Source organism: Mesorhizobium sp. WSM4844 (assembly GCF_055811775.1).
Map to the genome: position 1 here is coordinate 28,571 of NZ_JBVVQB010000030.1, position 13,293 is coordinate 41,863.

A 13,293-nucleotide genomic window follows, 5' to 3' on the forward strand; every position below is an offset into this window, starting at 1 on the left:
AACATCGTCAACTGAAAATGCCCGGAGCCAACCGCGTCCGGCGAAGGAGAACGTCATGTTTATTCGATCGACCACCGCACTGGCAGCGCTTTTCCTGCTCAGCGCAGCGACGTTGGCGCAAGCCTCCGACAAGCCGAGCGACCCGCAGATCGCCCACATCGCCTACACAGCCGGCGTGCTTGACGTTGAGGCGGCCGCGCAAGCGCTGAAGAAATCGAAGAACAAGGAGATTCTCGATTTCGCCAAAGACATGGTGCGAGCATGAAGCCGCAAGCAAACAAGCGCTTGACCTGGTCAAGAAGTCAACGTGACCCCAGAGGACAACGCCACCAGCAAGGCGCTGACCAAGGCGGCGGACGAGGAACGGGCGAAGCTCGCCAAGCTCGACGGCGCCGCGTTCGACAAGGCCTATTTCGACAACGAGGTCGCCTATCACAAGCAGGTCAACGACGCGCTCGAAACCCTGCTGATCCCCTCGGTCGAGAATGCCGAACTGAAGAGACTGCTGGAGACTGGCCTGAAGCTATTCCAGGGCCATGAACAGCATGCCGAACATGTCGCCGGCATGCTGAAATGAGAACAGCACCAACGGTGGCGAAACATCTGTGGATTGCAATGGCGCTAACTATTGCTGCCGAACCCGCCAAGGCCGAAACGATTGAGGTGACGATCGAGAAGCTGGTGTTTTCGCCGGCAAGCATCGAGGCGAAGGTCGGCGACACATTCGAGTGGGCCAACAAGGACGTGTTCGCCCACACGGCGACCGTCAAAGGCGGCTGGGAGGTGATGATCCCGCGTTCGACTATTTCTGCCGCTTCCACCCCAACATGAAAGGCCGTCTGACGGTGACGTCGCCCTAGCCATGCCAGCGGAGACCGCCCTGCGCGCGCGCGCGGGCGGGGGGGGGGGGGGGGGGCCGCCGGGGGGGGGGGGGGGCCCCCCCGGCCGGGGGGGGGGCGGTTCATGCCGAGCTCCACGCCCGGCGACCCCACCCCGACGCTACGCGTCGACCCTCCCCGCAAGGGGGAGGGTAAGAAACAACGAGGGAGAAAAATCATGGTCGGCGCATCGAAGTCGGAAACGGGAGGCGGCCCGATCCGCTACGGCATGGTCGGCGGCGGGCAAGGCGCCTTCATCGGCGCGGTGCACCGGATTGCGGCGCGCATGGACAATGAGTTCGTGCTGGTCGCCGGTGCCCTGTCATCCGACCCGGCGCGCGCCAAGGCGTCGGCCGAGGAGCTTGGGCTCGATCCGGCGCGCAGCTACGGCTCGTTCGCCGAGATGGCCAAGGCCGAGGCCAAGCGGCCGGACGGAATCGAGGCGGTGGCCATCGTCACGCCCAACAATGTGCATGTGCCGGCGGCGAAGGCGTTTCTCGAAGCCGGCATCCACGTCATTTGCGACAAGCCGCTGGCGACGACGTTGGCGGAAGCGAAGAAGCTGGCGGCACTGGTCGAAAAGACGGGCAAGGTCTTTGTCCTCACCCACAACTACACCGCCTATCCGATGGTGCGGCAGGCGCGCGAGATGGTGGCCAAAGGGCAGCTCGGCGACATTCGCATCGTGCAGTCGGAATATCCGCAGGACTGGCTGACCGAGGACCTTGCCGCCACCGGCCAGAAGCAGGCAGCGTGGCGCTCGGATCCCAAACAGGCCGGCGCCGGCGGCGCGCTGGGCGACATCGGCACGCATGCCTACAATCTGGCACGCTTCGTCTGCGGGCTTGAGCTTGATGCGCTTTCCGCCGATCTCGACGCCTTCGTGCCGGGGCGGCAACTCGACGACAATGTCAATGTGATGCTGCGCTTCAAGCCGGTCGGCAAGTCGCACCCTGCCAAGGGCATGTTGTGGGCGAGCCAGGTGGCGCCCGGCCACGAGAACGGGCTGAAGCTGCGCATCTACGGCTCGAAAGGCGGGCTTGAATGGGTGCAGGCCGACCCGAACTACCTCTGGTACACGCCGTTCGGCCAGCCGAAGCAGTTGATCACTCGAAATGGCGCCGGCGCGCTGCCCGTCGCCGGGCGCGTCAGCCGCGTTCCGTCAGGCCATCCGGAAGGCTATCTCGAAGGCTTCGCCAACATCTACCAGGAGGCGGCCCGCGCCATCCGCGCGGCGCGCCGGAAGAGTGGCAAGCCGGCTAAGGATGTCATCTACCCGACCATCCAGGACGGTGTCGAAGGCATGGCATTCATCGAGGCCTGCGTGAAATCGTCGAAGAAGAACGCAGCCTGGACGAAGCTTTGATCGCTGCGCCCCCTCACCCGGATTGCCAACCGAATTGCAAGGGTAATTCGGGGCAATCCGACCTCTCCCCGAGGGGAGAGGAGACGCCGGCGCTGCCGTCTGCCTCTTCTCCCCAGCGGGGGAGAAGGTGGCCGCGAAGCGGCCGGATGAGGGGGCTTATGGCGAAGTCGGCGGAGGAGCCAGCCGGCCGTCAAAAAGGGAGGGGGCGTCGATGAAAATCGGCATGTGCATGTTTTTGTGGACGACGGCCGTGTCGAAGAAACACGAGCCGCTGCTCAGGGATATCAAGGCGACCGGCTTCGACGGCGTCGAGATACCGATCTTTGCCGGCACGCCGGACGACTACAAGAAGCTCGGTGCGCTGCTCGACCGCATCGGGCTGGAGCGCACCGCCGTTTCGGCGATGGGCGATCCGGCGATGAATTTGATCTCGGCCGATGCCTCAACGCGCAAGGCCGGCATCGACTATATGAAATGGGCGATCGACTGCACACAAGCGCTTGGCGCCAAGACGCTGAGCGGCCCGCTGCATTCGACGCTCGGCGCCTTCTCCGGCAGCGGACCGACGGCGGCGGAGAAAAAGCGCTCCGTCGCCTCGCAACGCGCCATCGGCGATCATGCTGGCAACAAAAACGTCACCATCGGGCTGGAGGCGCTCAACCGCTTCGAATGCTATCTGCTCAACACGATGGACGATCTGTCGGAGCATGTCGACACGATCGATCGGCCGCACATCAAGGCGATGTACGACACTTTCCATGCCAATATCGAAGAGACGGACGCGATCGGCGCCTATTCGCGCAACCGCAAAAATGTCGTCCATATCCATATTTCGGAGAATGATCGCGGCGTGCCGGGGCGCGGCCATATTCCGTGGCAAGAGACGTTTTCGGCCATCCGCAAGAGCGGCTATGACGACTGGCTGACGATCGAGGCCTTCGGCCGCTCGCTGAAAGATTTGGCGGCGGCCACCAAGGTGTGGCGCGATTTTTCGGAAAGCCCGGAAGCCGTCTACCGCGACGGCTACAAGCACATCAAGAGCGGCTGGAAAAAGGCTGGTGCCTGGACGCAGCCTTCCTCTCAGGCGATCTGAACTGCCGGCGGCCGGGCGGAAACGCGCCGCTCATCATTGCTGTTTGCGACAGTCCCCATCAGCTTGCGGCGGAGATAGCTGGAGATGCTGTCGAAGACAAAAACGACAAGCAGGATCAGCAGAACCATGTAGAAAACATTGGCCCAGTTGGTGTTGGTGCGCATGGCCTCCCACAATTTCAGGCCGATGCCGCCGGCGCCGACAGCGCCGATGATCGTCGCTGACCGGGTGTTCGATTCCCAGAAATAGAGGGATTGGCTGAGGAATACCGGCAGAACCTGGGGCAGCACGCCGTAGCGCTGCACCATTGCCGGGGTGGCGCCAACCGAGCGGATGCCCTCGCGCTGCTTGTCGTCGATGTTTTCCAGCGCCTCGGAATAAAGTTTGCCCAGGGTTCCGGTGTCGGTGAAGAAGATAGCCGACATGCCGGCCAGCGGCCCAGGACCAAAGCCGCGCGTAAAAAACAGCGCCCAGATCAGCATGTCGACCGAGCGCAGGAAATCGAAGAAGCGCTTTGTCACCTGGTTGGCTATGCGGCTCGGCGTGACGTTGCGCGCAGCCAGGAAGGCGAGCGGAAAGGCGACGATCGAGGCCAGCACGGTGCCGACAAAAGCCATGACGATGGTCTGCAAGAGTTTCAGCCAGACGTCGCCGTGCTGCCACTCGGCGTTGTTCAAAATGTTGTCCCAGGCGAGCGCCGCGTTTGACCGCGCCGGGTCGATGCGAGCCCCGGCGACGATCAGTGAAGCGACCTCGCTGAACGGCTTTCCCCAGAATGGCGAGTTCGTGTCGAACACGAAATTGGCCCAGCCGAAGAAACGTCGCCAGGCGACCACCTCGTCGTTCTGCACCTCAGCGCGGCCGAGAAATCCGAACGAGACATAGGCTGTCGAGCCTGGCCTGCGTTGCTCGATCCAGCCGGGCAGCGGTGTGCGCGGTGTCACAGAACTGCCCTTGGCGATGTCAAAAACGACGGTTTCGGCGCCGCGCGTCACGGTGACCAGGTTTGGCGTGACGGCGATCTGGCCATTGCCAAGGGTGACGGTCGCCGCCACGACGGCGTTTTCGCGCACCGTTTCAGGCACCGCAGGAGCGGATTGGCCCGAGGGGGCGGCCGGCTTCTCGGCAGTTGGCGCACCAGGCGCCATGAACGAATCCTGCGACGACTTGTTGGTCGCGACCGCCGGTGCCGGCACTGCCTCGACCTGCCGCTCGATGATGGCCATCTGCTTGGCCACCCAGTCGGGATCTGGGTTGGATCCCAGCTTGGAGAAGCGGGAGTAGTCGATTGTCAGATGATTGTCCTTGAATTCGATGTCGGGCCGGATTTCGTAAGAGACCCAGTCGGCGAGATAAGCGCCGGCAAGGTTCCAGTTCGCCTTTTCGAGAACTCCGGCGACCGAGAAGAACCACGCGCAGTAGAAGGTGTAGAGAATGCAAAGAAGGATGCCGATCGGGGTGGCGTAGCGCTTCCACGGCGAGCGCCGGAAAGCGTCCGGGTGGCGAGCGGCGACGTCGTTGATGGCATCGGCATTCATTGCTTTACTCTCCGCGCCCGTAGGCGAACGCCTGCCGGCCGACAAGACGATGTCTTAGCCATGCCGAAAGCTGGTCGACGGCGACAATCGTGCAGAACAGCAGGAAGACGATGGCGATGGTCTTGGCCTCATGGCCCCGGCCGATCGAAAGACGCAGGGATTCGCCGATGCCGCCGGCGCCGACGGCGCCAAGTATGGTCGAAGCGCGCACATTGATCTCGAAGCGGAGCAGGAAATAGCTGATGAAGTTGGGCAGGACCTGGGGCACGATGCCAAACCACACCCGCTCGACCCAATTGGCGCCCACGGCGCGCAAGCCTTCCTCAGGCTTCATGTCGGCATTTTCGACGACTTCGAAGAACATTTTTCCGAGCGCGCCGACGGTATGGATGCTGACCGCAATGATCGCAGGAATCGGCCCTAGCGAGAAAATCGCCAGAAAAAAGCCGGCAATGACAATTTCCGGAAAGGCGCGGACAATTTCAAGGAAGCGGCGGGTAGCGAAACGGAGCCAGCGGCTGGCCGTGATATTGCCTGCAGCGAGGAAGCAGAGCAGGAAACCGAATGTGGCGCCCACCAGCGTCGAAAACAGGGCGATGTTCAGCGTCTCGGCCATCCGGTGGAAATACTCCGGAATGTAAATGCCTTGGGTCAGGTAGACCCGGCCTTCCGGGTAGTCGAACTTGAGGCTGCCGTCGTCATAGGGGGACGGCAGGTCGAACAGTGCGCGCACCGGGTCGAACCAGTCGCGCGGCTTCAGCTCGGCGAAAAAGTCGGCGACGTGGGGAAGGCGGTCGAAGAACTTTCCGGCGTTGGTTTCGTTGGCGAACCAGAGCGAGCCGGAGAGTGCAAGAAACAGGAAAACCAGGCCGCCGATCGTGTAAAGGCGCCGGCGGGCGGCAAGATCGCGCCAGTGCCGCTCGACGGTGGCTCCCTCCGGTGAAAGCGCGGGCGCGCGGTAAATTTCGGTCGCACTCATCGATAGATCCCCGGCCCCTGATGCGGCAACGCCGCCGGCGGCACGTGGCCCCGGCGGCGTTGTGGCAGTTTGCCTTACGAGCCGATCTTCGCCTTACGGGCGTCGATGATCGGCTGGTAGAATTCTGGGGTGACCGGTGAATAGCCCTTGTAATCGCCGCCTTGTATCGCCGAGAAACAGGCCGGATCGGTTTCCGGAAGCTTGGTCAGGAAATCGGTGATCTTCTGCTTGGCGCCGGCGTCGATCGACGTACGCAATACCAGCGGGCCGTTCGGGATCAGCGGCGACTGCCACAGTTCGACGAGGTCATCCATCTTCAGGACGCCCTTGTCGACCATCTTGCGCAGATTGCCCGAGCTGTAGCCGTCGTTGAAGTCGCCGACGCCGGAGGCCCAGGTGGTGCCGGCATCGAAGGTGCCCTTCAGGACTTCAAGGACGAGCTGTTCATGGCCGCCACCGAAACCGGTCGACGCGAAGTAGCTCTTCACATCCATGCCGATGTCCTTGGGCAGTGACGTGACCGGGATCAGGTAACCAGAAGTCGAATCGGGATCGGCGAAACCGAGTTTCTTACCCTTCATGTCGGCGAGCGTCTTGATGCCCGAATCAGCACGCGCGACCATGACCGCACGGTAGCCGGTCGAGCCGTCGGTCTGGATCGTCGTCAGGATCGGTTGAACCGCGTCCTTGTTTTCGAGATAGACCTTGGCATAGGCCGAAGCGCCGAGCTCGGCAAAGTCGAGCGTGCCGCCGAGCAGGCCCTGGATGACGCCGTCGTAGTCGGCGGCCGGGAACAGCGAAACTTTTTCGACGCCGAGGACTTGCTTGATGTGGTCGGCAAAGCACTGGTAGTTGCGCAGGCGGTCGGCTTCGTTCTCGCCGCCCAAAATGCCGACGCGGAATTCCTTCAGATCCTGTGCCTGAACCGCGCCCACCGCCATGGTGAGGATGGAAACGGCACCGAAGAGTATTTTTCTAAACATTTCGCGTCTCTCCTGTTGGTTCCGGCATCGCGCCGGCAGCGTTCGAATTTTGACGGCGCTTTTTTATGCCCGGCCTTGATGCGGACTGGCGGTCCAGGCGCTCTTTCGTCGTCTGCTTTCGTATACTCGTATACCGGTATCCACTTGCCGGATCGTCGACCTAGTAGCCGGGAAATGCCGGCTCGAGCGGTCCGGCGGATGCGGCGATCTTTTGCTTGATGGCGACGCTGGTCGAGGTGATCGCCTCGGAGATTTCGCCGCCATTGCTGTCGGCGCCATAGACCATGCGCACGGCCTCGCGGTTGAGCTCTTCGGGCGGACCGTCGAACACCACCTTGCCGGCGGCCATGCCGATGATGCGGTTGCAATAGTTGCGCGCCGTATCCAGCGTGTGCAGATTGGTGACCACGGTGAGGCCCTCGCGCAGATTGATGTCCTGCAGCGAATCCATCACCACCTTGGCATTGAGCGGGTCGAGCGAGGCGATCGGTTCGTCGGCGAGGATGACTTTCGGCTGCTGCATCATGGCGCGGGCAATCGCCACGCGCTGCTGCTGGCCGCCGGACAAGGTGCCGGCCGGCTGCAGCGCCGTGCGGGCGATGTCGAGGCGTTCGAGCGCCGCGATCGCCTCGGCCCGTTCCTCGCGGGAGAAGACACCGAGCAGATTGACAATTGTCGAGCGGTGATTGAGCCGGCCGAGCAGCACATTGGTCAGCACGTCGAGGCGCGGCACCAGGTTGAATTGCTGAAAGATCATGGCGCAGTCGCGCTGCCAGCGCCTGAGCAGCGAGCCGCGCAGGCTGGAGACTTCGGCGCCGTCAAAGAAAATCGAGCCCTGGCTGGGATCGATGAGGCGGTTGATCATGCGCAAAAGCGTCGACTTGCCTGCACCCGAGCGGCCGATGATGCCGACCATCTGGCCTTGAGGGATCGAGATGTCGACATTGCTGACGGCGGTGTTCCTGCCAAACCGTCGGGTGACGCCGCGGATTTCGAGCGTGGCTGAGGTTGCTGACATAGGCAAGTTCCAGTCCAGTCGCGTTTCGAAGGTCTGTTAACCTTGGCTAGCGCAGCCGCGTGAAACCGCGGTGTCGGATTGATGTCAGTTTTGTTACCGTCCACAGGCTGAAGGGGGCGAGCCGGCGGCGGCAGTTCGATCAAGTGGTGAATGGTGAATGGTGAATGGTGACAAGGACGGCTTCTCTGCCGCCATTCACTATTGACCATTCACCATTCACTAACCGCCATGCTTCTCCAAAAACGCCTCCGCCGATAACTGGCGAAAATCGTCGAGCGCGGCGCGCAGGCGGGCGTGGTCCCAATCCCACCAGGCAAGTGCCTGATAGCGTTCCGCCGTGCGGCGGTCGAAGCGTTCGCGGATCGGTTTGGCCGGCACGCCGCCGACAATGGTGTAGGGCGCCACGTCCTTCGACACCACGGCGCCGGCACCGACAGCCGCGCCGTCGCCGACGCTGACGCCGGGCAGGATGGTCGAGCCGTGGCCAAGCCAGGTGTCGTGGCCGATGGTGACCCGTTTGGCGCGGCGCTGGGCAAAGAATTCGCTCTCGTGCTCGGCATCGTCCCAATAGTCCGAGGCGCGATAGGTGAAATGGTGCAGCGTCGGCCGCCAGGTCGGATGGTTGGTGGCGTTGATGCGCACGCTGGCGGCGATGTTGGCGAATTTGCCGATCGTCGCGCACCAGGCGCTGCAGTCCTGCATCATGTAGGAATAGTCGCCGAGCGTACTTTCCGAAAGCCGGCAGCGTTCGGCGATCTCGGTCCAGCGGCCGAGCGTCGAGTTGTCGACTTCCGCTGTCTCGTGGACAAGCGGCGTTTCCGACAGTTTTCTGGTCATGCGGCGATTTTCCCGGCGGCAAAAGCGGTCACGTCGATGACGCGGTCGGCCACTGCCTCGCGCACGTCGTGGTCGTGGAAGATGCCAAGCAGGGCGACGCCGGCCGCCTTCTTGGCCGCGATCAGCGCAATCACCACGTCGCGGTTGCTGGCGTCGAGCGAAGCGGTCGGCTCGTCGAGCAGCAGGATCGGGTGCTCGGTGATGAAGCCGCGCGCGATGTTGACGCGCTGCTGCTCGCCGCCGGAAAAGGTCGCCGGCGGCAGTGCCCAGAGCTTTTCCGGCAGGTTGAGTTGCGCCAGCAAGGCGCGTGCCTTGCCGCGCGCGACCTCGCGGTCCTCGCCGCGCTCGACCAGCGGTTCGGCGACGACATCCAGCGCCGAGACGCGCGGCACTGTGCGCAGGAACTGGCTGACATAGCCGATCGTCAGCCGGCGCACGGCAAGCACGGTGCGTGGGCTGGCCGTCGCCAGATCGATGAGCCCGTCCTCGTGCTGGACGATGATCTGGCCCGCATCGACGGCATAGTTGCCGTAGAGCATCTTCAGGATCGAGCTCTTGCCGGCGCCGGAGGGGCCGCCGAGCACGGCACATTCGCCGCTCCTGATCGAGAACGACACGCCGGCGACGACCGGCAGTTTGATGCCGTCACGCAGATGCATGGTGAAGCTCTTGGCAACATCGGAGACGACGAGCGGGGTTGCCATGATCACACCTGCAATATCGAAGAAACGAGAAGCTGGGTGTAGGGCGCGCGCGGATCGTCGAGCACGCGGTCGGTGAGACCGCTTTCGACGACGCGGCCGTCCTTCATCACCATCATACGTTGCGACAGCAGACGCGCCACCGCAAGGTCGTGGGTGACGACGATCGCCGCCAGGCCGAGATCGGTGACCAGGCCGCGCAACAGGTCGAGCAGGCGCGCCTGCACCGAAACGTCGAGGCCGCCGGTCGGCTCGTCCATGAACACCAGCCGCGGCCCGGTGACGAGGTTGCGGGCGATCTGCAGGCGCTGGCGCATGCCGCCGGAAAAGGCGCGCGGCTCGTCGTCGATACGGTCCTCGTCGATCTCGACGCGCGACAGCCAGTCGACGGCGGTAGCGCGGATTTTGCCATAGTGGCGATCGCCGACCGCCATCAGCCGCTCGCCGACATTGGCGCCGGCCGAAACCGTCATGCGCAGCCCGTCGGCGGGGTTCTGATGGACAAAACCCCAGTCGGTGCGCATCAGGAAGCGGCGCTCGGCCTCGCTCATGCGGTAAAGCTCGCGGAACTGGCCGTCGCGCATGCGGTAGCTGGCGGTGCCGGAGCTCGGCAGCAATCTGGTCGACAGGCAGTTGAGCAGCGTCGTCTTGCCGGATCCGGATTCGCCGACCACTGCCAGCACCTCGCCCGGCCACAGGTCGAAGCTGACGTTCTCACAACCAATGCGCGAACCGTAGAACTTGGACAGCGCGGAGACGCGCAGCAGCGGCTCGTCGCTCATTGCGCCGGCTCCGTTTTTTCCAGGGCAGGAGGGGTTTCAGGCGCAAGGTGGCCGCGATGGCCTTGCTCGCGCCGCTTCTCGCAATGGTCGGTATCGGAGCAGACGAACATGTGGCCGCCATGGTCGTCGAGGATGACCTCGTCGAGATAGACGTTTTCGGCCGCGCACAGTGCGCAGGGCTGGTCGAAGGTCTGCACCTCGAACGGATGGTCCTCGAAGTCGAGGCTGACTACGTCGGTGAAAGGCGGCAGCGCATAGATGCGCTTTTCGCGGCCGGCACCAAACAGTTGCAGAGCCGGCGAACGGTGCATTTTCGGGTTGTCGAACTTCGGCGTCGGCGACGGGTCCATCACGTAGCGGCCCTCGACCTTGACCGGATAGGCGTAGGTGGTGGCGATGCGGCCATGCCTGGTGATGTCTTCGTAAAGTTTTACATGCATGAGGCCGTATTCCTCCAGCGCATGCATTTTGCGCGTTTCCGTCTCGCGCGGCTCGAGGAAGCGCAGCGGCTCGGGAATCGGCACCTGATAGACCAGCACCTGGCCTGCGGTCAGCGGGTGCTCGGGGATGCGGTGGCGGGTCTGGATGATGGTCGCCTTCGCCGTCTCGGTGGTGACGGCGACATTTGCGACCTTCTTGAAGAAGGCGCGGATCGAGACCGCATTGGTGGTATCGTCGGCGCCCTGATCGATGACCTTCAGCACATCGTCCGGGCCGATGATCGAAGCGGTAACCTGGACGCCGCCGGTGCCCCAGCCATAGGGCATCGGCATTTCGCGTGAGGCGAACGGCACTTGGTAGCCGGGAATGGCGATACCCTTGAGGATCGCGCGGCGGATCATCCGCTTGGTCTGCTCGTCGAGATAGGCGAAGTTGTAGGTTGCGATATCGGTCGGTTGTGCGGTCATTCCGCGGCCTCCCTTTTTTCTTCCATCTTGCCGCCGTTTTCGCGGCCGTCGTGCTCGGCGCGCATGCGGCGCACCAGGTCGAGCTCGGCCTGGAAGTCGACATAGTGCGGCAGCTTGAGGTGCTCGACGAAGCCGGTCGCCTGGACATTGTCGGAGTGCGAGATGACGAATTCCTCGTCCTGGGCAGCGGCGACGACATCTTCGCCGAATTCGGTTGCACGAAGCGCCCGGTCGCAGAGCGCCATAGCCATCGCCTTGCGCTCGCTCTGACCGAAGACGAGACCGTAGCCGCGGGTGAATTGCGGCGGCGCCTTGGCCGAGCCCTTGAACTGGTTGACCATCTGGCACTCGGTGACACGCGCAGTACCCAGCGGTACGGCGAATGGCAGCTCCGGCACGTCGAGTTCCAGCTCGACCTCGCCGATGCGAACCTCGCCGACGAACGGATGGTTGCGGGCATAGCCGCGCTGGGTGGAATAGCCGAGCGCCAGCAAAAAGCCCTCGTCGCCGCGTGACAGCGCCTGCAGGCGGATGTCGCGCGCCATCGGGAATTCCAGCGGCTCGCGGGTGATGTCACCGGGGACATGGTCCTGCGGCATGTCGCCATCAGGCTCGATCAGGCCTTCGCGGGCGAGGATGGCGGAGACGCGCGGCATGGCGTCCGCGTCGCTGGCGCGCTGCAGCGGCTCGGCGACATCGCCGCCGGCCGCAAGCTCGGGATCGAGCAACCTATGCGTGTAGTCGAAGGTCGGGCCGAGCAGCTGGCCGCCGGGCAGATCCTTGTAGGTCGCCGACACGCGCCGCTCGACCAGCATGGCCCCGGTGTCGATCGCCCTGGTGTAGCCGAAGCGTGGCAGCGTGGTGCGATAGGCGCGAACCAGGAAGATCGCCTCGATCATGTCGCCGCGCGCCTGAACGATGGCCAGCGCCGCCAATTCGCGATCGTAGAGCGAACCTTCGCTCATCACCCGGTCGACGCCGAGCGCCAGCTGCTCGACGATCTGGTCGAGGCGAAGCGCCGGCACGGAACGGTCGCCGCGGCGGCGGTCGGCGAGCAGGGCGTGGGCGTTGGCAATGGCCGCTTCACCGCCTTTTACCGCGACATACATATCACGCCTCCATCGTCTTGATGCGCGTCGTGCGCGGCAGGCAGGTAACGCCTTCCGGGGTGGCGAGGATAATGTCGACACCACGGGGGAAACGCTGATTGTTCTGCTTCCATTGTTCGACGAAGTGGCGCGGCATCTGCGCCGGCGCGATGGTTGCAGTCTTTTCGATGCCGGGACCTTCGAGCAACAAAGGGGCGCCTGAGACAAGATCGCTGATCTGCAGGATCAGCGTCGTCGAGCGGTCGGGATAGTCCTGGGTGCCTTGTGAAAAGCCGTCGAGCGCCATCATCTCGGCCGGCGTGGCGATCAGCGCGAAATGCGCATCGGCTGGCGTGTGGGCCAGTGGCGCGCCGGTGTGGAAGCCAAGCCAGGACTTTATCGCTGCCGGGGCCTGCAAGACGAGGTCGAGCCAGAGCGGCGTGTCGTTGTCGCACAGCGCCAGCGCGATGGCGCCCGCGGTGGCCGACAGCGGCGCCGGCGGGCGGGCAAAGACCGGCAGAGGCTGCAGGGTGCCCGGCCGCGCCATTGCGTCCATCACGGCGCGGAACACCGTCTGGGCGTCGAACACCGGATCGGCAAAGCCGCCCTTGATCGCCTGGGTTGCGATATCCATCAGTCTTCTCCGCGTACCATGGTGAAGAAATCGACCTTCGTTGCCGCCGTCTCGGCGCGCCGCCGCTCACGTCGGCTGGCCAGTGCGGCCTGCAGCGGCGCAATGAGTTTGCTCTCGACCTCGTTGCGGCGGGTGGGATCCTGCCAGAGCGCGTCGGCGATCGCCGCCAGTTTTGCTTTCTGCTTGTCACGGCCCAGCGCGTAGCAGTGGCCGACTTCTCCCGAGGCAAGCCGCACCGTCGCTCGGGTGACTGTCGCCTCGCCGACGTTGAACGGCGCGCCGCCGCCGCCGATGCGGCCACGCACGGTGACCAGGCCGGTTTCGGGGCCGCGCAGGAGTTCTGCTTCCGAAGGCAGGCCGGCTTTGTTCCAGAGGCGGACGATATCGTCGCCGGTCGATTGCGCCAGCGTCGCCATGACGGCCTTGCGCTCAAGCTGCTGATCACGCGCTTCCTGCCCTCGCATGGTTAACATTTCCTTGCGCTGAAA

The 13,293-nt window shown here is 63.9% G+C and carries 13 protein-coding genes and 2 pseudogenes; 4 read left to right on the plus strand and 11 right to left on the minus strand.

Features of this window, described 5'->3' with window-relative positions:
* The first annotated feature begins 55 nt into the window (after positions 1-55).
* The 4 genes and pseudogenes from AC0L2A_RS22000 (at position 56) to AC0L2A_RS22015 (ending at position 3,337) form a co-directional block, all read left to right on the plus strand.
* Positions 56-577 (plus strand): annotated as a pseudogene (locus tag AC0L2A_RS22000) (DUF4142 domain-containing protein).
* Positions 574-860 (plus strand): annotated as a pseudogene (locus tag AC0L2A_RS22005) (cupredoxin domain-containing protein). The pseudogenes AC0L2A_RS22000 and AC0L2A_RS22005 overlap by 4 nt, the downstream one beginning before the upstream one ends.
* 196 nt (positions 861-1,056) lie before the next feature.
* The gene (locus AC0L2A_RS22010; RefSeq protein WP_473510852.1) at positions 1,057-2,244 is read left to right on the plus strand and encodes a Gfo/Idh/MocA family protein; all 1,188 of its coding nucleotides are present in this window, start codon (positions 1,057-1,059) and stop codon (positions 2,242-2,244) included.
* Between the two features lie 211 nt (positions 2,245-2,455).
* The gene (locus tag AC0L2A_RS22015) at positions 2,456-3,337 is read left to right on the plus strand and encodes a sugar phosphate isomerase/epimerase family protein (protein WP_473510850.1); all 882 of its coding nucleotides are present in this window, start codon (positions 2,456-2,458) and stop codon (positions 3,335-3,337) included.
* Here the strand turns inward: AC0L2A_RS22015 and phnE (AC0L2A_RS22020) are convergent.
* From phnE (AC0L2A_RS22020) to phnG, 11 genes are all read right to left on the minus strand, one after another.
* Positions 3,325-4,875, minus strand: coding sequence for a phosphonate ABC transporter, permease protein PhnE (gene phnE / locus AC0L2A_RS22020; protein WP_473610625.1), 1,551 nt, complete (start codon positions 4,873-4,875; stop codon positions 3,325-3,327). The genes AC0L2A_RS22015 and phnE (AC0L2A_RS22020) overlap by 13 nt on opposite strands.
* 4 nt (positions 4,876-4,879) lie before the next feature.
* The gene (phnE, locus tag AC0L2A_RS22025; protein WP_473610626.1) at positions 4,880-5,854 is read right to left on the minus strand and encodes a phosphonate ABC transporter, permease protein PhnE; all 975 of its coding nucleotides are present in this window, start codon (positions 5,852-5,854) and stop codon (positions 4,880-4,882) included.
* 74 nt (positions 5,855-5,928) lie between these two features.
* Positions 5,929-6,837: a phosphonate ABC transporter substrate-binding protein gene (gene phnD, locus AC0L2A_RS22030; RefSeq protein WP_473610627.1), complete on the minus strand. Its 909-nt coding sequence runs from the start codon at positions 6,835-6,837 to the stop codon at positions 5,929-5,931.
* A gap of 160 nt (positions 6,838-6,997) precedes the next feature.
* Positions 6,998-7,855 carry a phosphonate ABC transporter ATP-binding protein gene (phnC, locus tag AC0L2A_RS22035; RefSeq protein ID WP_473610629.1) on the minus strand — a complete coding sequence of 286 codons (858 nt, stop codon included), beginning with the start codon at positions 7,853-7,855 and terminating at the stop codon, positions 6,998-7,000.
* Between the two features lie 219 nt (positions 7,856-8,074).
* Positions 8,075-8,692, minus strand: a complete 618-nt coding sequence (locus AC0L2A_RS22040) for a DapH/DapD/GlmU-related protein (protein WP_128169633.1) — start codon at positions 8,690-8,692, stop codon at positions 8,075-8,077.
* The gene (phnL, locus tag AC0L2A_RS22045; RefSeq protein ID WP_473610630.1) at positions 8,689-9,396 is read right to left on the minus strand and encodes a phosphonate C-P lyase system protein PhnL; all 708 of its coding nucleotides are present in this window, start codon (positions 9,394-9,396) and stop codon (positions 8,689-8,691) included. The genes AC0L2A_RS22040 and phnL overlap by 4 nt, the downstream gene beginning before the upstream one ends.
* A 2-nt stretch (positions 9,397-9,398) precedes the next feature.
* A complete protein-coding gene (gene phnK / locus AC0L2A_RS22050) occupies positions 9,399-10,175 on the minus strand; it encodes a phosphonate C-P lyase system protein PhnK (RefSeq protein WP_023797357.1) in 777 nt (258 codons plus the stop codon).
* Positions 10,172-11,083, minus strand: a complete 912-nt coding sequence (locus AC0L2A_RS22055) for an alpha-D-ribose 1-methylphosphonate 5-phosphate C-P-lyase PhnJ (protein WP_473610632.1) — start codon at positions 11,081-11,083, stop codon at positions 10,172-10,174. Before AC0L2A_RS22055 ends, phnK begins: the two co-directional genes overlap by 4 nt.
* On the minus strand, positions 11,080-12,192 hold the full coding sequence (locus AC0L2A_RS22060) for a carbon-phosphorus lyase complex subunit (RefSeq protein WP_473517719.1): 1,113 nt from the start codon (positions 12,190-12,192) through the stop codon (positions 11,080-11,082). The genes AC0L2A_RS22055 and AC0L2A_RS22060 overlap by 4 nt, the downstream gene beginning before the upstream one ends.
* Position 12,193: 1 nt before the next feature.
* Positions 12,194-12,805, minus strand: a complete 612-nt coding sequence (gene phnH / locus AC0L2A_RS22065) for a phosphonate C-P lyase system protein PhnH (RefSeq protein WP_473610633.1) — start codon at positions 12,803-12,805, stop codon at positions 12,194-12,196.
* The gene (gene phnG, locus AC0L2A_RS22070) at positions 12,805-13,269 is read right to left on the minus strand and encodes a phosphonate C-P lyase system protein PhnG (protein ID WP_473610634.1); all 465 of its coding nucleotides are present in this window, start codon (positions 13,267-13,269) and stop codon (positions 12,805-12,807) included. Before phnG ends, phnH begins: the two co-directional genes overlap by 1 nt.
* Between the last annotated feature and the right edge of the window lie 24 nt (positions 13,270-13,293).